At 39.7% G+C, this 25,879-nt stretch carries 19 protein-coding genes; 6 read left to right on the top strand and 13 right to left on the bottom strand.

The features are described 5' to 3' along the window. Positions 1-2 precede the first annotated feature (2 nt). From ABD930_RS20725 to ABD930_RS20750, 6 genes are all read right to left on the bottom strand, one after another. Positions 3-1,121, bottom strand: coding sequence for a DUF5007 domain-containing protein (locus ABD930_RS20725; RefSeq protein ID WP_345234992.1), 1,119 nt, complete (start codon positions 1,119-1,121; stop codon positions 3-5). 15 nt (positions 1,122-1,136) lie between these two features. Further along, positions 1,137-2,255: a discoidin domain-containing protein gene (locus ABD930_RS20730; protein ID WP_345234994.1), complete on the bottom strand. Its 1,119-nt coding sequence runs from the start codon at positions 2,253-2,255 to the stop codon at positions 1,137-1,139. 17 nt (positions 2,256-2,272) lie between these two features. Further along, entirely contained in the window at positions 2,273-3,721 is a 1,449-nt protein-coding gene (locus tag ABD930_RS20735; RefSeq protein WP_345234996.1) for a RagB/SusD family nutrient uptake outer membrane protein, read from the bottom strand. A 98-nt stretch (positions 3,722-3,819) separates the two neighbouring features. Continuing rightward, positions 3,820-6,792: a SusC/RagA family TonB-linked outer membrane protein gene (locus ABD930_RS20740; RefSeq protein ID WP_345234999.1), complete on the bottom strand. Its 2,973-nt coding sequence runs from the start codon at positions 6,790-6,792 to the stop codon at positions 3,820-3,822. 566 nt (positions 6,793-7,358) lie between these two features. Further along, complete coding sequence (locus ABD930_RS20745) at positions 7,359-7,979, bottom strand: 2,3-bisphosphoglycerate-dependent phosphoglycerate mutase (protein WP_345235001.1); 621 nt, start codon at positions 7,977-7,979, stop codon at positions 7,359-7,361. Positions 7,980-8,004: 25 nt separating this feature from the next. Continuing rightward, complete coding sequence (locus tag ABD930_RS20750; RefSeq protein ID WP_345235003.1) at positions 8,005-8,772, bottom strand: class I SAM-dependent methyltransferase; 768 nt, start codon at positions 8,770-8,772, stop codon at positions 8,005-8,007. A gap of 302 nt (positions 8,773-9,074) precedes the next feature. On the opposite strand from ABD930_RS20750, the gene ABD930_RS20755 reads away from it, so the two are divergent. The 4 genes from ABD930_RS20755 to ABD930_RS20770 all read left to right on the top strand — a co-directional run bounded on the left by ABD930_RS20755 (position 9,075) and on the right by ABD930_RS20770 (position 13,466). Beyond that, positions 9,075-9,716, top strand: coding sequence for a glycerophosphodiester phosphodiesterase family protein (locus ABD930_RS20755; RefSeq protein WP_345235005.1), 642 nt, complete (start codon positions 9,075-9,077; stop codon positions 9,714-9,716). A 160-nt stretch (positions 9,717-9,876) separates the two neighbouring features. Then, positions 9,877-11,226: a Gfo/Idh/MocA family protein gene (locus tag ABD930_RS20760; protein WP_345235007.1), complete on the top strand. Its 1,350-nt coding sequence runs from the start codon at positions 9,877-9,879 to the stop codon at positions 11,224-11,226. 11 nt (positions 11,227-11,237) lie between these two features. After that, positions 11,238-12,281, top strand: coding sequence for a DUF6807 domain-containing protein (locus ABD930_RS20765; RefSeq protein WP_345235009.1), 1,044 nt, complete (start codon positions 11,238-11,240; stop codon positions 12,279-12,281). A 555-nt stretch (positions 12,282-12,836) separates the two neighbouring features. After that, positions 12,837-13,466, top strand: a complete 630-nt coding sequence (locus ABD930_RS20770) for a hypothetical protein (RefSeq protein ID WP_345235011.1) — start codon at positions 12,837-12,839, stop codon at positions 13,464-13,466. A gap of 41 nt (positions 13,467-13,507) precedes the next feature. On the opposite strand, the gene ABD930_RS20775 is transcribed toward ABD930_RS20770, so the two are convergent. Continuing rightward, the gene (locus ABD930_RS20775; RefSeq protein ID WP_345235013.1) at positions 13,508-14,530 is read right to left on the bottom strand and encodes a vWA domain-containing protein; all 1,023 of its coding nucleotides are present in this window, start codon (positions 14,528-14,530) and stop codon (positions 13,508-13,510) included. 206 nt (positions 14,531-14,736) lie between these two features. Between ABD930_RS20775 and ABD930_RS20780 the strand changes: the two genes are divergently transcribed. Next, positions 14,737-15,630: an alpha/beta hydrolase gene (locus ABD930_RS20780; protein WP_345235015.1), complete on the top strand. Its 894-nt coding sequence runs from the start codon at positions 14,737-14,739 to the stop codon at positions 15,628-15,630. On the opposite strand, the gene ABD930_RS20785 is transcribed toward ABD930_RS20780, so the two are convergent. From ABD930_RS20785 to ABD930_RS20810, 6 genes are all read right to left on the bottom strand, one after another. Further along, positions 15,627-16,367 carry a YoaK family protein gene (locus tag ABD930_RS20785; RefSeq protein WP_345235017.1) on the bottom strand — a complete coding sequence of 247 codons (741 nt, stop codon included), beginning with the start codon at positions 16,365-16,367 and terminating at the stop codon, positions 15,627-15,629. The genes ABD930_RS20780 and ABD930_RS20785 overlap by 4 nt on opposite strands. A gap of 177 nt (positions 16,368-16,544) precedes the next feature. Continuing rightward, positions 16,545-18,131: a PepSY-associated TM helix domain-containing protein gene (locus tag ABD930_RS20790; RefSeq protein WP_345235019.1), complete on the bottom strand. Its 1,587-nt coding sequence runs from the start codon at positions 18,129-18,131 to the stop codon at positions 16,545-16,547. Positions 18,132-19,083: 952 nt separating this feature from the next. Then, a complete protein-coding gene (locus ABD930_RS20795) occupies positions 19,084-19,872 on the bottom strand; it encodes an HAD family hydrolase (protein WP_345235021.1) in 789 nt (262 codons plus the stop codon). An 82-nt stretch (positions 19,873-19,954) separates the two neighbouring features. Next, positions 19,955-21,283: a M28 family metallopeptidase gene (locus ABD930_RS20800; RefSeq protein WP_345235023.1), complete on the bottom strand. Its 1,329-nt coding sequence runs from the start codon at positions 21,281-21,283 to the stop codon at positions 19,955-19,957. Continuing rightward, positions 21,264-23,150 (bottom strand): CocE/NonD family hydrolase, encoded by a 1,887-nt coding sequence (locus ABD930_RS20805; RefSeq protein WP_345235025.1) that lies wholly within the window; start codon positions 23,148-23,150, stop codon positions 21,264-21,266. Before ABD930_RS20805 ends, ABD930_RS20800 begins: the two co-directional genes overlap by 20 nt. Positions 23,151-23,281: 131 nt before the next feature. Beyond that, positions 23,282-24,832 carry a carbohydrate-binding domain-containing protein gene (locus tag ABD930_RS20810; RefSeq protein ID WP_345235027.1) on the bottom strand — a complete coding sequence of 517 codons (1,551 nt, stop codon included), beginning with the start codon at positions 24,830-24,832 and terminating at the stop codon, positions 23,282-23,284. 215 nt (positions 24,833-25,047) lie between these two features. Here ABD930_RS20810 and ABD930_RS20815 point away from each other — a divergent pair, with 215 nt between their 5' ends. Next, a complete protein-coding gene (locus tag ABD930_RS20815; protein WP_345235029.1) occupies positions 25,048-25,536 on the top strand; it encodes a DinB family protein in 489 nt (162 codons plus the stop codon). Positions 25,537-25,879: the final 343 nt, after the last annotated feature.

Here is a 25,879-nt window from a genome sequence, read left to right on the forward strand (position 1 = left end):
TACTAATATTCGTCCTCAAATTTTGGCAGCTCTCTCCGGAAGTGAAAAACAACTTCCCAATCACCTTCCCTGAAAATTTTAAAATTGAACCCTAGATGTGCTGTAGTACGGACACTGTTAAAACCCAGCCGATAGTAAGAAAATTCGACATGCGCGCTCCCTCCAGAAGCATAGTCTGTTGTTACGGTAGTCAAAGGAATAGGATAAGCAACATCGTATTGCACGTATTCGGATGTATTCACTCGATTAAAACCGTGCACCAGTTCATCCCATCTGGTTTCATTGAACTTCGCCGGGTCGATCAAGGTAGAATCAGGGCCCATGAAGGCGAAGCGCAAGTTATGGCCATTTCCTCCTTCAAACGGACGTATATACACCACTATGTCTTTTTGTTTATCATTGTTTGCCAAATTAAGATTGCTCTGGGCACCAATGATATTATCGAAATTCGACGGTAGTATATAATCTCTTTTGTTCGGATTGCGCGGATCTTTTGGATCTCGAGCCACCCCTCCGGTATAAGGATCAATATCATTATTAGGTTCATAGGGCAATTCGCGCCAAGGAATGAGCTGAAAGTCCTTAATAATGGTTTCTCCCCCCACATTACTGATTTTTAAATCAAAATACCGACGATCCTGTACCAGATTACTACTATCAGTTGGTCGAGGCTCGATCAGATCGTTGCTGGAAGATCCCCAGAGCACAAACTTGCCCGATTCCAACACCTCGAACATTGGTCTTTCCTCTATTTTACGTTTCGCCTCAATTTCTTCCAAGGTGGTTTCCAAGCCCGTGTATTCACCAGTCCATACATAGGTTGGACGCACTTGGAAAATATCGGTTACCGGCCGCCCATCTCCATAGCGGGCATTTACAATTTCAAAAGTTAACGGTTTGGTCGAATTATCCGTATTTGGTGATCCCAGTTCGGTTGTACGTCCAATAATGGGTTCAAAAACCTGGTTAGGATAATTGATGTTCGGACTCAAAAATTCCTGCTCATCCGGTAAGTCATACACCTTTTGGCAACTTTGCAGACCGAACAATGCCAGGCTTATGCCTAGTATAGCATATTTGGCTTTCGATCTATTTTGTTTTATTAATGTTAGATTATCCATATGTGATGGTATCTTTTATTTTGCAACAGTTTCAGCTTCTTCTTTATTGACACTCCAATCGGCCATTTGCATAACGTCTCCGCTTTTTGCCCGAATAATATTCAGACGGTAATACTTATAGGCCACCTTATTGGAGATTCGGAATACCCGGGTTTGAAAACGTTGTTCGAAAATTTCACCCGCCTTTGAATCTAAGAATGTCCAGTTCTCTCCGTCGTTGGAGCCGCTCAACGTCCAGTCTATCGGATCCCGATCTTCAAAGTCATTTGCCGACGTAATGGTATATGCATTTGCTGCTGCTGCCTCATTCAGTTCAAACTGTAACCAAACAGTTCCCATACCACCAATCAAGAATTTTGTCTCGGGATTGCCGTCAAAGGCATATTTCGATGCTTCCACGGCATCCGGACCGCCACCATTTTCTCTCGAAACCGTACCGATACCGCCAATTGTCTTAAATAAGTTAGGTGGAGGTGGAACATAGGTTAGCCGGCTTACAAAATCACCAAAGCCAAAAACATGATCCGGACTCACCACATGAATAATTCCGTTCTTAGTCTCTAGGTTGATAGATCCGGTAGTGGTCGAAACCCAATTCCGCAAAAACTGGCTTCGTTTGGTATCGCTGAATTGAATGACCGTTGGCCCACCATCTACATATCCCGAAGCAGGCGTTTTAACTAAGCTTGCATGCATTGGGTAGCCATATTTCACCCCGTATAAGGGCAAGCCATCCTGTTTGGCTAAGGAATCGGAGATATATTTACCACGCATAATATATTGCGTAAGCATGGTGTCTAATTGGTTCCCATCGATATTGGCAAGGTATTCACTCGGGCGGTCATTCAATTTCCGCAAGTTATTCAGGTTCGTTAACGCTAACTGAAAGCTTGCATTGGATAAGGCAAACAGTGTAATATTACTATCCCGTAAGGTACTTTCCAATTGCAGGCGATCAACCACCTTGAGTAATGAATCGTAAACACCCGGTTTGCTCTGCAAATATTCATAAACATCCCCATCAAACCCTTTATCTGGAATGACCGGATCATAATATCCATCGTCATTTTTACATGCTGTTAACAGACTTAAAAAGCTTATAACGAATAGCAAAGATTTTTTCAATATGTTCATATACATCGCGCTTAATACTACTTCCAATATGCATTTTGTTCTAATTGATCGTTCTGCGAGAGCAGTGATCGGTTAATTGGCCAGTAAATGCCTCCTTCGTTGATCAATTTGGTGAAAGCAGGGTTATTATTTCGTATGCGATTATAGCGTACCAAATCATACCACCGCTGCCCTTCACCCATCAGTTCTCTTTTTCGTTCTTTGAAAATAGCATCGATCAAATTGCCCCCAGTAGCTTCATTAAAATTTTCCAGTCCGCGTAATTCCCGTATGACATTCAAATTTTCTATTGCTCCGCTCCGTTCACCCAAAACCGCCAATGCTTCTGCCCGTAATAAGGTTATATCTTCCAGGCGGGTCAATACAATAGCACTGGAAAAGGTCCGGAAGTTGGGGTCGGCTGTAGAACCACCCATGATGCATTTAATCTTAGAGAAAATAGGATACTTACCATTGAAATTCATGAAATAATTTTCGGTTGTGGGGTTACCCAATGTATCCAGGCTAAAACGCTCATCGCCGAGCTCGTTAAATACCGACAAGATAGAATCTTTAGTCAGATAAATATCTGGAACACTTTTATTTACTAACGGGGAGGCTAGTGTCAATTCTTCGAGGTGTCCAGTAAACGATGCGTCGATATGCCCCCAATCAAAATTGAAACCAAACAGTTGATTTTCCCGTTTATTGTAAAAGAACCCATTGGCATTTGTCAGATCATCGGTTTCAGTATATCCCAGCCCTCCCACTGGATACATTTCCAACACAAATTTACTGTAGGTTGCCGCTTCGGGATAATTACCTTGCCATGCTGCCAAATGTGCTAACATCGCATATGCCGTTGTCTTTCTGACCAATGCGCCCATCCATCGCGTCGCATCTTCGTTATAATAATTTCCAATCTGCTGTTCGTCTCCAGAGCTATAACGAAAGGGCAAATCAACAGCAGCGGCTAACATTTCCTGTTCGGCCCAGGTCAGTATTTTATCCTGATTATCGCGTGGTTTATTTTCAAAATTTCCATCGTAGGAAGAGGTAATCAAGGGTACATCTCCCCAAATACGCACCATATAGAAATAAGCAAAGGCTCTTAAAAAACGTATTTGAGCAATATCTACCGTCATGTTATTATCGGTATACCGATCGTCATTTTCCTTTACTTCATGGATTCTTTCCAAAAATATATTGGCGGCATTCACGACCGCATACCATCTGCGCCAATCGGTCAATGCCTCCATACTCGGATACGATGCTGTAAGATCATTAAAGATAATGGCTTTAAGATCTTGTCGTGTAGGTGCTTTAAACTCACCGGCCCGCACATCTCCATAAAGCCAATACGCATTATTATCAGCCAGGGCGGCTCGTGTTAATCCATATACCCCAATAAGAGCAGCTCGCGAATCCTCCATACTGACCCACATATGCTCTTCATTCACCAGGCGTGTTGAATCAACGTCTAGCATTTTCTTGCAGCCGGTAAACAACCACACACCAAGAAACATCAAAACCAGTATGTTTTTACTTATATTACTTTTAAAGATCATATCGATAAACTTGTGGTTTATAAATCCATTTTAAATCCGAGGGTATAGGTGCGCGGGATAGCCATGCCATAGCCAGCATCATAACCTGTATAATTAACCAATTCCGGATCACGCCCGCTATACGGAGAGACCGTAAAGACATTGTTCACCGTACCATAAACATAAATTCGTTTTACTTTGGACGACATTTGTTTCAGCCAATCACTCAAATCATAACCCAAGGATATCGTCCGCAATTTCAAGAAAGATCCATTCTCCAAAAAGAGGTCCTGTTCATTCCGGTAGGGTATAACGGTACTCCAAGGATTATATAAGGGATATTTGTTATAGTCGCCCCGTTTTTCCCAGAAGGTAATTTCTTTGACCGATGACATATTGATCGTTCCTTCCCGGTTAACAAAGTCAAAGCGGTTGGCCATTTCTTCGTTGATGATTTTTCGACCTAGATTAAAGTAAAAATTAAGGCCTAACGACCAGTTGCCATAGGAAAATTGGTTATTAAATCCACCAACAACTTTCGGAAATATATTTCCCTGAAGCGATTTATCCTCATCGTTGATCCGGTTATCACCATTCAAGTCACGCCATATCGGATCGCCACCATGCAAGGTAATTCCATTATAAGTTTGGGCAACCCCATCAACCTGTGGCACTTCTTCATCGGCTTGGTACATGCCATCATTAGTCAATAACCAATACTGATCAATGGGAGCACCTACACGTAGCAGGCGATTATCAATCACTAATTCTTCCAAGCCTCGGGGAAGGGCGGTTAATTTATTTTGGTTGAAATTCAAATTAAGCGAAGCAGACCATCCCAAATTTCTTGGGGAAGTTTTTGGTAAAATTGCTGCTGACAGTAAAAGGTCTACGCCCGTATTCCTAACAGACATACCTGGCTCGTATGAGCGACTGTAGCCATATTCTGCGTAAGCCGGGATACCCAATAACTGGTTTTTATCTTCCTTAATATAGCCATCTATGCTGGCCGTGATTCGATCATTTAACAGTCCGACATCAACACCTAGATCCAATTGATCCGTATAGGCCCATGGAATACCATAACCCACCCAACCAAAGTTATACGGGCGATTTAAGGTAGCGATACCATTATAACCGGGTGTGGTTACATTTCCAGTAAACGTGACATCTGCCGTATAGGATGGTCCTTGGGAAAAGTTATCATAGGCATTTAATCGCCCCAGTCGGCCTGCGTTTAAACGCAAGTTCAGCGTAGACCAGACTTTGTTTTCCTGAAGGGAAGCCTCCTTGATATCCCAACCTAGGGAAAGTGCTGGAGTAAATAACCACCGCTCGGTAGGTTGTGCATTGGATGATCCGTCAGTGCGCAAAAGCAAAGAAACCGTATAGGCGTCATATTTATAGGAAGCTTTTCCATAAAAAGAAACTAAATTCTGTTTCGTACGATCCAAGAATTTATAAACCAATTGTTTAGGAAAAGCAGTAGGATTCAGATAATTATCATTATTTGGATCGGACTCTAATAAGTTGAGTTTTATGAAATCATTTACTCCTTTATAGGCATAAGCATAATTGTACTTATAACTATCCCATTGTAAAATGTTCCCTGCTTGCAGGTAAAGGTGATGATGATCGTTGATATTCCAGTCGTAGCTACCAAAATTCTCATAAATCATTCGCTGGCTAAAGCCGTAATAATTGGAAGCATAGCTATTCCCGTCCAATAGCGGACGAGGATAAAAAATATCCCGATAGCCTTCATTATAATCCACCACTAGCTGTGTCGTGTATTTAAACTTATCGAAATCGGCCACTAACTTGGCGTGCCCTTCTATAATGTTGGTATAGTTGTTATCAAAACCATTATCATACTGAAGCATATACCGACTATATATGTCATTATTTGGAGCCAATGGTGCTTGTAGATCCGGCAAATATCCAACCTCTGCAAAACGGTCACGCATATTGTGATTACGTTGGCGGTCTAGTCGGTTGCCATTAATCATGGCCGAAAACAGTAACCATTTAAGGGGTTTCATATTGACATGAAACATGGCACTATACCGGTTTAATCCCGTACCATCAGCGATCCCCTCTTGCCTTAAATTACCTAGCGAAAAGCGGAAATTGGCACGGTCACCACCACCCGAAATATCAGCCGTGACACCATGCTGAAGACCATTCTTATAATAGGTATCTGTCCAGTTAGACGGGCCATAATAATCAAAATTAAGCGAATCACTTAAATATAGCGGATATACATCATCTTCGGAGTACTTTCCTGTTGCCGTATACAAATCGTAAAATTGGCGACGAAAATTATTTTCATATTCACCGTTAATGGTGGTTACTGTAGGCCGTTGTGCCACACCAAAGTAGGCATGTGCATCAATGGCTAGCTTACTTGAAACTTGTTTGCTTGTCAACAAAATAACCCCATTAGCGGCCAAAGGCCCGTATAATGCCATACCTGCCATATCTTTTAACACTTCTACGGTCGCGATATTATTCATATCGATATTTGTCAGTAGATTGGTGGCCGGACCAATACGATTGAAATCATATTGCTGAATATCATAGGCAAAAGGGTGTTCACCAATAAGCGGAATCCCATCGAGCACTACAAGCGGTTGTGATTGGTATACTTCTTTGGCAGAAAACAAGGGCATAGGCACGCCACGAATATACATCTGCTGTATGGTGCCCGGTTCTCCAGAAGACTCCTGAATGTACAGACCGGGTACTTGCCCTTTTAATGATTGTTGTAAGGAAACAGCTGGAAACACACTCAATTCTTTCACCGATGCCCCGACTGTTTTCTTCGGAAGATCGGTAAAATCAATCTTGGGTTGCTTCTCTTGTAAAGAATCTGTAATTGTTTCTGTACTATCCGCAGGAATACTATCCTGAGCCGTTTGGGCATACCCATCACTCCAGGTTAGAAGAAAGCTACAATAAAAAACGGCCATCGTTTGATAAAGCCATTTCACATGTAAGTTTTTTGGCATAATTATTTATTTAGGTTACATCACTAAAAAAGTTTGACCATAGTTAGGCTGTTTTTGCTGAAATAAAACAACAGCAAACCTCTCCGTTTTTTCTTAACGAATCATTGAGTTTTATTAACTCATCAATGGATTAATTAATAATTACCGAGTAAACGACACAAAATTTCAGGCAACAGGTTAAAAATTGGTTCTTATTAATTTTACAATAAAACGATTTAGCTTATTTGCAATAATGTAAATTTTTATCCATAAATATTATATCAAGTTTAAATGTTAGCTGTTAGGTATTGTTCTTTTATTGTGTGACTGCTCTTATACTCCTTCATGTAACATTCACAATACAAACAACAGTAATAATTTTGTCATTTACAAGACAAGAATTCCATCAACGCCAACAATAAAACATAATAAACTGTATTACAGACAAATAAAATTGTTAATGAATTGTTAACAATTGTTTTCGTAAAATTTTCTCATTTTCTCGTCAATTTGTAACAAGCCTATTTTAAAGTTATGTTATTCTACGAATAAGCTCATTTTCAGTAACATAAAACAGAACCAAACAATTAATGGATTGAACCAGTTAAATAGTGCTTTGCGTGAACACTTAGATCCTTTTCCAGTTCATACTTAAGTGGTATTCCGGTTGGAATCTCCAAGGCTGCAATTTCTTGGGGACTGAGTTTTTCCAGGTACATGACTAAAGCTCGCAAGCTATTTCCGTGTGCTACAATCAGTATATTTTTTCCGTCGGTTAATAATGGAGCAACCTGTCCTGTAAAATAAGCAATGACTCTTTCAGCAGTATCCTTTAAGCTTTCTCCTCCCGGTGGCGCAGTGTCATAAGACCGTCTCCATTGATGAACCTGCTCTTCTCCATATTTTACAGCGGTTTCGGCCTTATTTAGCCCTTCCAATTCACCATAGCTCCGTTCATTAAGCGCATCGCTAATCAGAACAGGCAAATTTTCCATGCCACTTTCCTGTAGAATAATAGAAAGCGTATGTTGGGCCCTCTTCAATGTAGAAGTGAATGCCCGATCAAACGTTTCTCCTCTTAATAATTGTCCTGCTAAGCGTGCTTCTTCTTCACCTTTCGCGGTGATATCTACATCTTTCCATCCGGTAAACCTGTTTTCAAGATTCCACTGCGATTGCCCGTGCCTTACTATAATTAAATTTGCCATAACGTGTTATATATTATAATGAATTTTAATGCTGAAATGCGCCTATAAAAAGTTTTGTTTCGTAATTAATACGGATTTTACCTTCTTGCTGATATTGGTCAAATAATCGCTTTAAATCAGCTATCATGGCAGGATATCCTGCCGATCCATAGGTAGGTATATAAGATGATGAGAGCAAGCGCCCTTTGAGTCCGTCAAAATCAAAGATTTGCCAGTTAGGTAAAATTTCCAATAAAACCTCTCCGGGTTCAAAAAAATTCCGGATTTTGTTCTCGTCAATATTACGATGATCTACCTGCACATAATCCACTCCATGTTTTATGATAAGTCTATCATAGGCTTCCTCAAATGGCGAAGCTGTTAGCCGTTCATTCCACAATAGCACGACCTTCCCCCCTTTCCTTAAAATCCGTTTAAATTCTATTTTCGCTTTTTCTCGATCAAACCAATGAAAAGCCTGACCCGCAACAATAACATCAATCGTATGTGCAACAATGGTCGTATGCTCGGCAGCGCCATCTATCATGTCTAATTTTTGATTTTTTCCCAACAAGGCAAGCGCTTTTTCACGCATCTCTTTATTGGGTTCGATAGCTGTTACCCGATATCCAGCGTCTAGGAACAAGCTAGACGAAATGCCCGTACCAGCACCGACGTCTGCTATGTGCTTATCAGATGTTAGACCATATTTTTCTTGTAATAAAGGTATAATCGCTTTTGGATAATGTGGACGATATTTTACATAATCTTCTACACGGTCACTGAATCGAGTGGTATTGTTTATTGCTGCCATAAATAGACCTGTTTTTATTTATATTTGTAGCTTTATAGGGATAACATCGTTTTTGCTCGGCCTTTCCAGAGCAATAAGCATCCAAATAAAACTTTTTACTTTCCCAGTTCTTTTATACTTTAGACCAAAGTTCTTCAATTATGTGCAATCCAATCCAAAAAACGGGCCTAATTTTTATATTTCTTTTGTCATTTTCTTTTTTCCACTTAGGAGCACAATTGCTATACTCCCATAAAACCCAAGGCCACAGTCATAACGATTATAAACAAGATTTACCTTTTATAAAAGCCTATCAAGCAGGCATGCAATCGATAGAAGCGGATGTCTTTTTACGAGGAGATACGCTATTTGTTGCGCATGAAAAACAAGAGATAAGACCCGGTCGTACATTAGAAACCTTATATCTTCATCCATTAGTCGCCGCTTTTCGACAACATCAACAACATCCTTTTCCTGATACGAATAAGACACTTCAATTGGTGATTGATATTAAAGAAAACTACCAACAAGTTATTTCTGCCTTGCTGAAAATTCTGGATACTTACGAAGACGTATTCAAACCTGCTATCAATCTGCACGCAGTCCGAATAGTGTTGAGCGGGGATTTACCGACACCTGATTCCTTTAGTCAGTATCCATCTTACATCAGCTTTGATGGTAGACCGGAACAGACGTATACCGCACAGCAACTTCAACGAATTGCCATGATCAGTCAAGATATTAAACATTATACCCAATGGAATGGAAAGGAAAACCTCTCTGTAGAAGACCAGGGCAAGCTGATACACGTCATACAAGCTGCGCATCAGCAAGGCAAACCTGTTCGTTTCTGGGCAACAACTGATCGTATGGAAACCTGGATGACTTTGGAGCGATTGGGGGTTGATTGGATCAATACCGATCATCCGGAAGAATTAGCCAGTTATTATCAGCAGCATCATTAATTTTTTATGCGACAACTATTATGCGATATCGTTTGCGTAGATTTTTTAGGTATTGCTTACTTAAAGTAAATGAGCTTTATTATACTTGTATAGCATATACCATCATCATGGTAAACCCATGATAAATAATAATAACCTTTTATTTTTAAATTCCTAAAATATGGTACCAAAAAAAGAATTTCCACGGCGTACATTTATTAAACAAGCATCCCTTGGCGCAAGCTTAGTTGGCCTATCTGCCATGGGTTTTAGTGCTAAAAGTTATGCTCGAATATTAGGGGCCAATGACCGGGTAAGCGTCGGAGTAATTGGTTTTTCCAATCGTTTTATGAGCACCCTTTTTCCCAGTTTCATGGATCACGCTAAAAAACTAAATTTCGAGCTGATTGCTGTATCGGATATTTGGAACCGTCGTCGTGATGAAGCCGAAGCATTTATCAAAACAAAAGCAGGCATTTCGATTGCTAAATGCCGCAACAATGATGAATTATACCAAAAAAAGAATATTGACGCCGTTATCATTAGTACTGCTGATTTTCAACATGCGTTAATGGCCGCCGAAGCTGTACGAAACGGGAAAGATGTATATGTAGAGAAACCGATGGCTGAGACACTAGCAGATGCAAAAGTACTACTTCAAGCAGTTACTGAAACAGGTAAAATTTTACAGGTGGGCTCACAACGCCGTAGTGCACCGAATTATATTGCAGCCAATGAATACATTCGATCAGGTAAGTTTGGCGATATTAAAATGGTGGAAATGACTTGGAATGTTAATCAACCCGGGCGATGGAGGCTTCCACAACTCATCAAGGAAATCAGGGAACATGATACCGATTGGAACCGCTTTCTAATGAATCGACCCAAGGTGGCGTGGGATCCACGCAAATATTTGGAATTTCGTCTATTTTGGCCCTATTCATCCGGTATATTTGGCCAATGGATGTCTCATCAGATTGATACCGTACATTGGTTTACTGACTTACAACATCCACGCAGTGTTGCTGCCAATGGGGGGATTTACTTATGGAACGATGGCCGAACCAATGCAGATACAGTAACCGCGGTAATGGATTACGGCCCAGCTAACGATAAAAACCAAGGTTTTCAGGTACTTTATTCTTCACGCTTCACCAATTCAGCCGGAAGCATTAAAGAACTTTATTATTCCAATGCCGGAATGCTAAACTTAGACACCAATCAAGTTACAGCAGAAGGGGGATTGACTGCTAAAATGGCTGCTGAAATGAATATGAAAGCCAACTTACTAGAACCGTTCACCTTAGCGCATGCGGCAAAGGCAGAAACGGCAGCAAATGCTGGCAGCGACCCTATGACATCTTTACATATGCTTAACTGGATGGAATGTGTACGCAGCAGGGAAACGCCGAATGCATCTGTTAAAGCTGGCTATAACCATTCCATCACCAATATTATGGCGAGAACAGCACTCGAAACTGGCAAAAGGGTTTCTTTTGATGATATCAAGCAAGAAGTGGTCATTAGTTAAACATCAATACCATGAACCTTACCGCAATACCATTAGGAATTGGCATCCTTTTATGCGTCATAAGCAGCTTCCGTGTAGATAAATACCGTTTCTCTATTACTGAAGATAAGGCAGCCAAAAGAATTAACATAAACGTTGATGGACAACCATTTACTTCCTATTGCTATGCTGACAGTTTAATGAAACCTATTTTATATCCGCTACGCACCACTAAAGGAACCTTAATTACCCGTGGATGGCCAATTGAGCCTAGATCAGGAGAGCGGATAGACCACCCGCATCATGTGGGGCTATGGTTTAACTATGGGAATGTAAATGGTTTAGATTTCTGGAACAACTCTACGGCCATCCCATCGGAAAAGAAAAACGAATACGGCACGATTATGCATGCATCGGTCGATCAACTAAAAGCTACTAACGAATATGCTTTATTAGCGGTTACCAAATATTGGGAAAAACCCGATGCGGCTCGATTGTTAAAGGAAGATACACGCTATATCTTTCGCGAGACCACCGACACCCGTGTTATAGAACTGACCATTACGTTAACGGCATTACACGAGAAGGTAACATTCACTGACAATAAAGAAGGTCTATTAGGTATCCGGGTTGCTAGAGAACTCGAACATCCATCCGATGAATCGGTAAAATTTACCGATGCCAATGGTAATATAACGGAAGTACCTAAACAGGATAACACTTTTGTAACCGGCAACTATTACAGCAGTGAAGGCTTAACAGGAGATCATGTTTGGGGTACACGTGCCCAATGGGTTAATTTGACGGGGACTATCAATCAAGAGGCCATCTCCTTAGTTATCCTTGACCATCCTTATAATATAGGATACCCTGCCTATTGGCATGCGCGTGGTTATGGGCTATTCGCGGTCAACAACCTAGGCCAGCAGGCGATGAGTAATGGAAAAGAAAGCCTAAATTTTTCACTACTTCCAGGAAAATCGATTACTTTTCGCTATGAAGTCCTTATTCATTCTGGCAACCATTTAACTGCTTCAGCAATCAATCATGCCGCCCAGCTGTTCTGGAAAAAATAATAAAGAGGGTCATTTATATCCCATCACGACTAATACAAAAAACAATGCCGCCATAAAAGGCAGCTATTTCCTTATATGGTTCTTTACAGATTTTAGTATTCGTATAGAAATTATATCTTTATTCTATTCTGCTATCCTATCCGCTTGCCTTTAACCTTCCTCTGGATGTGATCCTTATGGTATCTTCTAATTAAAAGGGTTAACAGAGGTATAACAGAGTATTTACTTAGCTAATATCTCTATTAACCCTTCGTTTCTTCTAAGTCAATGATGGGTCAATCCTTTTTTTAGAGATCCGGAGGGAATAAAACTTGAAGGGAGATAGGAAAGGTCACTCGACCGTAGTAGAGGAATCTCATCTTTATAACAGGTCCTTCGGCTACGCTTCACTCCATATGACGGAGAAGTGTTATCGTTTTTAAGTAAACTTCCCGATAGTCATTTAAGTATATAAACACAGAATTGTCAGAAAACAAAACTGACTCATTTACTTTATTGGTCAGTACGTATATTTGTGATTTCCATAAACAAGGCGTTAAACTTAAGATCATAATCATGACAAGCCCTACAACACATAAACCCTTAATCCACCAAACCATCCGCTTTTTGGTATACGCCATCGCTGCAGTCCTTTTAGCTGAGTTTATTCGATTTGATGCGCGTTTCGGTTCGGTAGAATCCAAATTCTCCGAAAGCTCCTATACCGAATATTTACAGAGCCTTTTCCTATTTACGTCCAGTATTTTACTTTTTATCACCTATCGAAAATCACCAACAAAAAACTATGTTGCCTTATTGCTATTTGGGTTAACCGTGGCTTCCTTTATCCGGGAGCAGGATATTTATTTTGAAACCTATATTGGAAAAACCACCTGGTTTTACCCGGTATTAGTTGTCTTAGCTTTTTCACTATATGGCGTAATAAAAAATGGGGCCACTTTCCTCAGACAATTAAATCAGTACAGGCAAAGCTTTTCAGCAGGTTTATTCACATTCGGCTTTATTACAACCTACATATTTTCCCGTTTGTTTGGTCGGAAAGTATTTTGGTATGCCGTCATGGAAGACCATTATGTCCGAGGCGTTAAAAATGCCGCAGAAGAATGCTTAGAACTATATGGCTATTTAATCATATTGATTGCCGTTATTGAGTTCTACTTGCTACGTACAAAGAAGACCGCATAGAACGAACGTAATCAGTAGAAAAAATTACCACTATCGCTCCATCACTGGTATTTAAAGTTAAAGGGTACCGTAATCTCGCCACCAAATGGGAAGGTAATCTTTAGCTCATGCTTCACTTCTCCATTACCCTGAAATAAGGTGCCGTTATCTTTCCCGCTGATCGTCCACTCGGTTTGGTAGTATATCGCTGTGTTGGTCAAAAGTTTGCCTAAATTTCCAAAAATACTGATTAACTGCCGAGCATCCTTAGCATACATAAAAGCACCTCCAGTTGCTACTGCTTGATCCAGTAATAAGGTAGAGCTCACTTCGCCTAAACCAATATTATAGAGCAATACGCCTTTAACTTTCGCCTGTTCTACAACCTCTTCGTTTGTTTTTCCCCATTCGGTATTCTCCCCATCAGTAAATGTTAATACAGCTTTATTTGTTTTTGCTCCGTTTGTTTTTACAAAATCAACACCATCAAATTGCGTGCTATACAAGGGTGTACTACCACCCTCCTGATTGCGTAATTGTTCAATTTTTTCCATAACCTTTGCGGTATCGGTAGTAAAACCTACTAATTGTTGGTAATTATAACCAGAAAAAGACCATAGCGCTACGTTGTTATTCATACCTAAATTGGAGCAAAAAATATTTGCCGCTTCCAAACGATAATCATTAGGATCTGAATCATAAATACTTCCGCTTTGATCCATCAGCATTAGCGCGCTGTAATCCACTGGGTTACCTCCATTAACCAACTTTGTTAGGTTGTTTTTAAAATTGGCTGTATATCCATAAAAATCAACCGAGTCAATCACAAAGTTATCCGCCTTCAACTGATCTTCTACATTTTTAGAATCTCTGAACACGGCTATATCCATCCTAAACTTGAGGTGATCGGCCGTTTTCTCTATTACGTTAACACGTAATATGGCAGCCGAAGGCAAAGAATGATCATCGATTGGTGTTACGATAGGTGGTTCATCATGATCTTTTTTACAGCCAAAAGGGAGTAACAAGCATAAAATAAAAATTATTTGTTGCGCACAGATAGCAAATGGTATTATTTTCTTCATAATGTTTATTTTAAGTATAAAAAGATAATTCAAAATTAAATCTCCACCTCAGTGATTCCTATAGCAATTTTCCATGATTTTTTCTCTACTGCTTTTTAGGGTTACATGCAGCATTTTGTGACCAACAAATCGTTCATAAACGATCTTCCTATATTTCAATTTCCTGATTAAATACCTATCTTAGCACCCAGCCAATCTATAAAAAGATGATATATCTTAACAACAATTGTCGCTTCGTTGAAAAGCGTCTTTTATTTTTCTGTTTCACCTTCAGTTTATTTTTTAGTTCTCTATTTACATTTGCTCAACAGCAAAAGGATTATAGAGAAATTACCTTATGGCAAAAGGGTTTACCAAATACCAATGGCACCGAGGAAGCTCCGAATGAACAAAAGGGAATTTATCAACCAACTATACGCATCTATTTACCGGCCAAAGAGCAGGCTACCGGACGAGCGGTTATTGCTTTTCCTGGAGGAGGATATCATGGACTTGCATCTGACCGTGAAGGCTTTGATTTTGCCCCCTATTTTAACCAGCAGGGTATCGCACTAATTGTTTTGCTATATCGCATGCCTTTCGGGCACAAGGAAGTTCCCTTTTCGGATGCCGAAGAATCGATTCGCCTTGTTCAGGAACATGCGGCGGAATGGAACATTAACCCCAAAGACATTGGTATTATGGGCTCTTCAGCAGGTGGGCATTTAGCTTCTACCATCGCGACACATACGACTGAAGCATTACGTCCGGCCTTTCAAATCTTACTTTATCCGGTAATTACTATGGATAGTACTTATGCACATAAAGGCTCGCTCCATAATCTATTGGGAACAAACCCTTCGCTAGACACTATTATACGCTATTCCAATGAAAAACAGGTAACGGATGTTACTCCTCGCGCATTTATTGCACTTTCCAATGACGACACCATTGTCCCTCCTGCCAATGGTGTTAACTATTATTTAGCCTTAAACCGACAACATGTTTCTGCCTCCCTGCATATTTACCCAACAGGCGGACATGGTTGGGGCATAAAAAAAGATTTTAAATATCATCAAGCATTTTTGTTGGAATTACAGCAATGGTTAACAAGTTTTTAGTGTTTTATCGATCGTTTTCGCCAGTACCGATTAGCCCATCGAGAAATCTTAATACGAAAAAAATCATAACACATCGCTAGCACTAGTATTAATGCTGGTATGAAAAAGGCCGTAAAAGATACGCTATTAAAAAGCAAAGCACCTAAAATGCCGCCGAGCAAAAACGAAATGATAATAGCTAATTTAAGTACAATTCTTCTTTTAAGTGCACTTGACTGTTCTTGATGCTGCCGAAATAGGGTAGCTAGATCGATCCCGAGATCAGTAAACATTCCGGTCAAGTGCGTTGTGCGAACAACTGCTCCAGAAATCATAGAGACCATGGCATTTTGCATGCCCATACCAAATAATAAACTACCAGCAAAAACCTCCGTTTCGGAAAGTGTATACTGATAATTTTTCCCGAATAAAGCCACCATCAGTACAATAAGAATAATAACAATCATTGGTGTAGCATAACCATAGAAGCGATTTCGTCCAACCCTGGAGATAATAAAACTAGACGTAAATGCTCCTAACAGAAATAATATTAGCCATAATACCACCATTCTCGCGGATCGCAAATTCATAGATGCAATATCCACGGCCAACAAAGCAGCATGTCCGGTTACATTGGTTGTTAAAACATTAAAAGCCAGAAAACCTGCTGCATTAATAAATCCTGCATTTATGCAAAGCATAATTGCTAATCGCAGGTTCTGTTTAAAACTTCTTTTTTGTCCTGCATGCCGTAACATCTGATCAGAAAATTTATACTATAGAGATTACTGCTTAAATTTTTATAGGTTGCTTTTGCAGGGATAGTCGGAAATCTATCCCCAAAAATTTATCGAAAGTACAGTCAAAAAAACATAAAAAATTAGAAGATGAATTTTAAACCGTCTCTAACCTTTCGGCAATAAAATGGATAAGCCTTATTTTGTTTGTTTTTCCAGATTTCGCTTCCGTACCTTTTGATAACTGATTACACCTAAAACACCCAAAATTAACCAGAATAAGTCAATAAAAAAGATATCTGTTGCCCCTAACCTCCAAGCGTTCCAAAACCAGTTATTAGCAAAGAAACCATTGACTACAGGCACCGCAAACGCAAGCAATGTCCCAAGTAAAAGCGTTTCCCGATTAGTGCGATTTAGGTTCTTTCTAATAATATAATAAAGCGACAATAATAGCCAACTATAAAAATAAACGTGATAAATCACGGAACGGTCGGCATTTCCTAAAATTTTAACCACAACAAAGGTAAATGCCGTCACGGGAAACATAGTCAAACAGGCCGCCAAGAAAATATTGGCTAACCAAAAATTAAATTTCCGTTTGTGTGCAGGAACATTCGGCTTATCGCGTGCTACTAACCAAATTAGAATTCCAGACACAATGACTACACAGCCCATGATACCCAAAATAAAGTTTACAATCTTTGCGAAATATCCACCATAATCTCCAAAATGCAAACGATAGACGATGCTTTTCATGATGGCAATATATGTAGGCTGATCGTAAGGAGATCGCTGATGAATAACTTTATCCGTTTTTATTTGATATGCTATCGTTCCGGTGCCCGCAAAACTACGCGTACGATCCGCTTCTGATTCAATAGCCAATACCATACTTTCATCACCATAATTTTTAATGGTTATGCGATTTAAAAATGCATCAGGCCATAATTTTTGTGTACGATCTATGTATTGTTGAATATCAATTTTCTTATCAAGCGGTTTATATAGAAAAGGAACATCCAGATCATTTGTATATTCCAATTCTTGGTATATTTTCTCCATATTACCTTGATACAGCAACTTACTAAAAGGAGCCAAAAAGACAACATTAACGATTAGAATTACTCCCGTAAAAGCAAACACAAATTGGAAAGGAAAACCAATAACCCCTAAAACTGTATGCAGATCGGTCCATATGGTTTTCCATTTAGCCCACGGACGGAATTGATAAAAATTAGCGACCAATTTATCCCAATGCAACAGAAGTCCGGTTATTAACGCAAATAAAAAAAGAAATGCAACAAGGCCTGCAATTAAATAGCCAATGGGATAACCCGTACGAAGCGGAATAGCTTGATTGAGCTGTGCTAAAAAATGAAGCCGATAGAGAAATTCGCCAAGGTCATAGTTCTGGTCATAACTGCTCTCCTTTTTCTGAAGGAAATCGTAGCTAAAATAGGCAGTTTCTTTGGCTTTCGCATTATGGACAGTATCCTGAGAAACCGTCATATTTACATAGCTATTAGAAGAATTGGGATATAAATAAAATAGTAGACTACGCCCTTGAAGATCATATTTTTGATCCAGTGAATCTAACAACAATTGATAATCGAAGTGGTGACCTTTATGCTGCATCTGCGATGTATTACTTTGCCAGGCGCTGATTTCATCTTTAAAAAAAGAAAATGAACCGGCAAAGAAAATCACATACAGCACAGCAGCCGTTATAATCCCACTAATGGTATGGGTATGGAAATAGATATTATAGTTTCTATTGTTCATCAATATTCAGCAAAAAGTATTCGTTTAAATTTTGTTTTTGAAATCGAAATTGACGCATCTTTTTTCCAATCAAAGCTATTTTTGTGAAGGGGGTTACTACTTGGCCGAGAATAGCTGAAGAGTAAGAGTACAGAGGCGCAATTACAGATCGAAGGATAAAGTTTAAACGAACACAACAAATAAGGTAAAGAAAAAAGAACGATCAATAGTAGATAAATCGCCCAGATTTTCCAGCCAGACTTCGCGAGAAAGGCGAATAATAAGAGCACCGCCCATAAGATATATCCAATAACAATTCCGGTAATAAGTACATTTTTTCGTTCAAAAACGAAAGACAGCATCAAAAAAAAAGTAATGACAACACCATATCCCCCGAAAAAACCGGCAGTTATTTTAAGCCATCGCTGTAAAATGGAATGAGTAAGATATTTTTTATTGGCAGGCATATTTAAAAGATAAAAATTTCAACGACCACGAAAAATAAATACATCAACAGTAATTGGGTTATACGCATAAAAGAAAAGGGAGTCAAGACCACTATAAAGCCTCCTACTCCCATAAGTGCCACGATCCAGCTGAAAATTCCCGCACCAATCCCCAAGTGCAGTGTTAATATTGTTAAAGCAATTATAGCCAATCCAAGACTAATACAGCGGCTTAGCCTCTGTTGCTCTCGTAAATAGACCAAAAGCGATGGATGGTTCGCGTTTGTTTTTATACGCGAGGAGAGGTTGTATAACACATAGAAAGCAACTAATAATAACAGAAAAGCGGTACTGTACATAACCTTTAATGACTATTCACTACAGGTCATAAAAAGCTGTAGCTATTTATTTAGAACAATTAAAAATAATGCAAGTATAACAAAAAAAATCATTTTCAACAGGTTGATTTGTTTATTTAAAAAAGATATGTATCCTAACGGATCTGAAATCGTTGCTATTGATATTGTTTAAATAATTTCATATCGTTTTAGTGCCCGCCAAATACCATCTTCTTCGGTAGTAGTTGTTACATAGTTGGCCACCTGTTTCACCCTATCGCTGGCATTCGCCATGGCTATTCCTATCCCTGCAGCATGTAACATCTGTATATCATTTCCGCCGTCACCGAAAGCCATGGTATTACGTAAGTCTATACCATGCCGCGCTAAAAAATGTTCCATTCCTATACGCTTGGTGATGCCTTTTGCATTAACATCAATGAACGTAGAACACCAACGGCTTGATTCGCACTGTTTTAGAACCTCGTTAATGATTCGTTGTTCTTTTACCTCATCCACAAAAAGATTGAGTTGTAAAACCTCCTTATTTAATATCTCCATCAAAGGCAGCGTTTCCGGTACCTGTAGTTTGAGTAAATTAAAGATGGTCGTTACGTCATCGGTTACATGGCTGATATAGGAATTATCTGTTGTCATCACGCCTACAGGAAAATGCTCCGTGTAAAGCAGGTGTTGGTATAGCGCTTGTATGTCTTCCGGATCAATAACATGCTTAAAAATAACTTCATCATCTTCTGCCACACAGTAACTACCATTAAAAGTAATAAAACACTCAAAACCATATGATTTGAGAAATTTCGCGTGCGCATAAGAACGCCCTGTCGAGACGATCACTTGAATATTTTTTCTCTTTAACTGTTGGATGGCTTCAATAGTTGACTCTGGAATTTCTTTACTTTTTAAGCCTAATAAAGTGCCATCAATATCAAAAAAAATGGCTTTAATGTTTTCATTCATTGCGGGTATTTTGCGCGAACAAAAATACTTATCGCAGCTTTAAGATGCAAAAGTTTAGCTAAGTCATATGCGGTCTATTCGCTTATAAACTATCTACGAATGCACAGATCAATTGCTTTAACTGCGCAAATTTAGTAAGTGGTAGCGTCTCTGGCCGATCAAGAATATCGTGGTAAGCTGCAATACCCCCCATGGTATAGATAAAAAAACTAGGCACTCCTTGTTGATAAAAAGGACAATGATCGCTGTTACAAGATTCGCCTCTACTTTTAACCTGTGGTAAATAGTGATGTTCTTGATTTAATGCTTGTAATTTGGCAAAAGCTTTGGGAAAAACAGTGGCATTAACCGCAGTAATTCCCTCTTCTCCTGTTCCGACCATATCAAAATTCAACAAAAACTTAATTTTTGATAGGGTTACTGGAGGATGTTGCACAAAGGCGATCGAACCTAATAAACCTGATTCTTCGCCCGCGAAACCAACAAAAACTAAGGTATATTTTGGTGGATGCTGGGCATAGTATTTCGCTACATCTAGCATAAAAGCCGTTCCGCTAGCATTATCATTCGCCCCATAAAAGATAGCTTTCTTTCCCATTGTCCCTAGGTGATCATAATGCGCGGTAATAAAGATCATTGAATCGGGCATTTGTGTACCTGGTATCTTGGCTACTACATTTTGTGTTTCGTAGTTGGGAATCCATTTACTTTCAATGTTTACCGATACCTTATAGATATCGCTTAGCACCAAATCGTCTTTATTAACCAATAATACTACGCGTGCTGTTTGTTTGGTTTGTGCTGTATGCGTCAACTTTTCATTACTCGCTACTAATACGCCGCTCATGTTGAACGTTTCATCATTCCGCAATCGAAGTAAGCTCTCTTTCACTATTGCCGTTTGCTCGGCGGTTTCAGTCGCTGGTTTTTGGTTATCGATCAGTAAAAACTTATGCGCCGCTAACGCTCCTATCGAGTCAACATGTTTGCTTTCATATAAGTCAATACGGTTAACATGTACTACTTCAAAATCCCCTTTGAGTGAAGGACTACCTGCCCAAATCAAATAATCCTTACCTGGGCGAAGTGCCTTTCCGTTTAGTTTCACATCAACTTTTTCGGGAAAAATATTGGCTCCCAAGGTAAATTTCTGAAAATACCCTTCTGCTGTAAGTGGCTTCACACCAGCTTTTTGAAACTCAGCTGCTATAAAATCAGCCGCTTTTTTATCACCACCCAAGCCGTATCCCCTCCCCTTAAAAGCTTTAGAAGCTAAATGTTTGATAACATAAGTTCCGTATTGCTGATCTTCATTTTGACTTTGGGCAAATACAGATTGGACGTCAAAAAGCCATAGAATAGGCAGGATTAGCGTCCATAAACGATTTAATTTAAGGTTCATCTTTTTCATTGGAGGTTGTTAAAATAGGTAATACAATATGTGAAGGGTATTCACGTGAAAAATAAACCCGCTGTACTGCAGATTTAAATGCCGATGCATCGGCTTGGTAAATATCCATAAATTGCTGTGGGTTCCGGTCAACCAAAGGGAACCATGAGCTTTGTATTTGCACCATCATGCGATGTCCCTTTTTAAAGGTATGCGCAGCATCTTGCATATCAAAAGTCACTTTTTCAACCTTGCCCGGTACCAGCGGCTTGGGATTTTCAAAACTATGCCTAAACTTTGCACGCATAACCTCGCCACGAACCATGAGCTGATAACCACCCAACAGGGTACCTGGTTTCTCTTTGGCATTTGACATCGTATCCGGAAAAACGTCAATCAATTTAACAATAAAATCAGCATCAGTACCTGTAGAACTAATAAATAAATTTGCTTTCAGATTTCCCATAACTTGCACATCTTCTTTTAAGATATCGGTTGCAAATACGAGTACATCGGGACGACGTGCTGCAAAGCGTTGATCTTCGATCATGTATTCCCGTCCGCGAAAAAGCGTAATTTTATTCGAATAGGGTACCGGCTTTGCTGGATCACTGATGTAGCTGACAAAACCCTGATCTGATGCCGGTGGCGGCAGAAAAGACAAGCCCTCTTGTGGTTGCAAATACAAGTTCATCGATTTTGCTTCCGGAGGAGGCCAAGAGGAATAACGATGCCATTGTTTTTCCCCAGTATCAAAGATAAACGCTTTAGGTAATTGCGGATCAGGTTTTCCTTTTAAATAATGCATAAAAAAAGGAAATTCGATTTGCTCCCTATAAAATTTGGAAGTCGGTAAAGCGAAGGACAAACTATCTAACCAATCTCCCTTTCCACGTGTCCAACTGCCATGATACCAAGGGCCCATCACCAACATATTTTGTGTTTTTCTACTTTGCTTGGCAATAGCGGTATAGGTTTTCAATGGGCCGTAAAGATCTTCCTGATCAAACCATCCTCCGACGGTTAATACCGCAGGCTTTACCTTGCGTAAATGAGGTAATGGTGTACGGGCCTTCCAAAAAGTGTCATACGTACCATGGGTCATCAAATCTTGCCAAAGGGGATTGTTGTCGGCAGTCAATTTTCCATCGATTTCTTTCAGACCTCCAGCCTTTAAATAAAATTGGTAGGCATCAGGAGTTCCATAGTTATTAAAACCAAGCGGTCCGACGACGCTCGGTTCATTACGGTATTTTCCATAAGAGGATACAAAAGCAAAGGATCCCATGAGCATGAATGCGCCATTATGATGTCGGTCATCACCCATAAACCAATCGGTAACAGGTGCCTGAGGAGAGACGGCTACAACTGCTGGATGACTGTCTATTAAGGTTGCTGTTGCATAGCCACCTGGCGCAGAAATACCCCACACACCTACTTTCCCATTATTGTTAAGGTTTTTAATCAACCAATCAATAGTATCGTATGCATCTGAACTCTCATCAACTTCATCTGACTTTCGTTTATGTGGAATATACGGGCGGACAGCCATAAACGTTCCTTCGGAGAGATACTTTCCTCTAATATCTTGATAAACAAAAATAAAACCTTCCTGTGCAAACTGCATACTGGGGCCTAAAGGTACTTTCAGCCCACGGCCATAGGGTGCGACACTATAGGGGGTGCGCATGAACATAATGGGATAAGTTTTACTCGAATCAAGCGGTAGATAAATACTGGTAAAAAGTCTTTTACCATCCCTCATTGGAATACGCACTTCCATTTTTTTGTAGTGCTGCTGAATGTAGAGCGAGTCGGCTGTAGTATATTGAGCAAAGCCTGATGTAAAGGTTAAGAGCAAAAAAAGCCCAATGAGATATTTTGTCATAAAATACGGTAATGCGTAAAAATAAAAAATATCTCTTAATGGGCAGTCGTTTACGACTTACTTCGTGCAAAATTTTACAGCGTAGAAATCAGCTTCTAGATCGCTTACCGTAACCATAAATAAGCTTGTGGCTAATTCCTACTAATAGATCCTCCGATCTGCGTCACCCTATTGGAAGTAGTAAAATTGGCTTGTGCTGTACCTCGAGTATAGTTCCCTGTGGTATACACACCATGTATCGCCGTGCCGTCAGCTATGCTTCCACCTGTGTAGACATAATATTTGGTATCTACTTTCAATTTGGTACTGGCAAAAAGCATGGTATTAAAGCTTGTCGGACTTTTGAACGTCAGTACTTCATTACCCGCTTCGTCTTCGATATGGACGAAATCGGCAGTAGCGATACCACCGGTTACCACCGAATATACGGTACATACATTAGCGGTAGGGCTACTGGTTGCGCCACCCGTTCCGAGCACAAGACCTCCTGTAATTTTGAATGTTCGAGCATCACAATCAAAACCCGCCTCCGGTTGTTTGGAACCAACAGCAATTACGATTCCACCGGTTACCGTAAAGGTTCCATTTGAATCCATGGCATCATTGCCTGTACTGATAGAATAAACCTGACCACCATTGATATATATAGCAGTTTTAGCATTTAGCCCGTCATCTGCCGTATTTGTGACAATATTTCCGTCATTAATTGTCAGATGGCTTTTACTTTCTATTCCCTCTCCTTCTGTTGTATTAACGGTTATATCACCACCATTAATCACCACAAAAGGATCAATGGACGTATCGTCTTCTTCGTAAGACGCGACTATGCCATCATCACCTACATTTAATGTAAAATCTCCTTTATTAATAATGATAAAACCTTCTTCCGCTTCAATACCATCACTATCAGCCTTAATTGTGACGGTACCCCCGTCTCCAATAAAGGCATCATTCGCATGGATTCCATCTTTGATAGCGCTACCAACCGTGATATTCCCGCTTCTGATGCGAATATAGTCATCGCTACAGATACCGTGGCTATAATTCCCAACAATAGTTAGCGCTCCATTACCGCTAAAAATCAATTGCCCTTCACTGAACAATGTCCCTTTCATATCTTCATTGGCCACCGAAGTATACGTTGCAGCATCCGTTAAATGATTATCGGTACCGTCGGCTAACACCACAAATGCCCGCTTTTTCGACTGAATATTGAGTGCCGGTCCGTTTGTACTACTAATGGACACAGCGTTTAAGGTTAGTTTAAATTTTTTATCACTATATATTTTAACCGAACCCTTAGTGGTCGTTCCGCTAAGAACATAGTCTACTTCGGAAAGGGAAGAATTGATCACCACATTTTCGTCTGTTAATGTAACTGTTACTCCCTGATTCGCGTAAGGATTAGATACCGTTATCTCGGTGCCGAAATTGATGCTCACCATCTTATCAAATGTCGCGTTCTCCACTAAATCCTCGTCATCCGCCCCTGTCTCGGTAGATCCCTCAGGTGTACCCGATGTATAAGCGGTTTCGTCGACAGCTACCGTACCCCCACTTGGTGCAGCCGAGTTATCATTAATGGTTTCATCAGGATCATTTTTCGTACATCCAAACGTTATTAATCCTATCAATAGTGCAGTTAAAATGGGCTGGCCAAATTTGAAGAAATATCGATCCATATTGAAATCATGAAAGGTTGATAAAAATTATTCATTACACTGTATAAAAATAGATGATAACGCACATATTACTTGTTACTTTAACATTTTTAACTTCTATTAACACTACTTTACACAGCAGTTAACACCAACAGGAGTTAAAACTCGACTTTCTTTTGTTGAATCCCGATTTTACATCCCTGCAAACAAAAAAGTTTTTTATTTCTTTTATAAACATGGATACAACAGCACCAATCATTAAACAATTAAAGACGCAACTGTTGGATCGCTTTACTAAAAGTGGTGCCCATGCAGATTTATTCGACGCCTTACATGGAATTTCTTGGGAGCAAGCGGGAGAAATAGATGAGCACTTCCCGTACAATATCTGGCAATTAGCGGAACATATTCGGATTGCACAATACGATATATTGGAGTTTTGTAACAATACGACATACACATCACCCCACTGGCCATCGGGATATTGGCCCAAACAAGCCAGTCCTAAAGACAGTCAAGAATGGAAGAAAACCATAGACTCCATTCGGGCAGATCACCGAGCTTTTGCCGAGTTATTAAAGCAAGAAGATCTAGACATACTCAAACGTTTTGATCATGGAGCCGGACAAAGCTTTTTCAATGAAGCGTTATTGATCATCGATCACAATGCCTATCACGTTGGTCAAATTGTCTTGATACGAAAGTTAAAAGGTTGGTGGCATTAGCAAATTATTGGCATAACCCACTATTAGCTCATTAAGAAAGCTAAAAACGGTTTTATTTGTATGCTTTTTAAAATACCTGCAAAAAGCCGTAACTGTCATACGCAATAGGTCCTGACCAAGATATAGTAGATGAAAGTATCCTTTTACTAAAAAATCAAGACCCATTGCTCTCTTTTGACTTAGAACCATGTAAGCCATTGCTGTAATTGATCAAAATGTAACTAGCACTGTTTCGAGATTATACCTGAAGTCGGGATAATAAGGAAGTATAACGCCCCCATCAAGGAAAATTGTTACCTTTACCGATAGTAACCAATAATATAAAACCATTAAACACCAGGTA

This window comes from Olivibacter ginsenosidimutans (genome assembly GCF_039542865.1).
GTDB lineage: Bacteria > Bacteroidota > Bacteroidia > Sphingobacteriales > Sphingobacteriaceae > Olivibacter > Olivibacter ginsenosidimutans.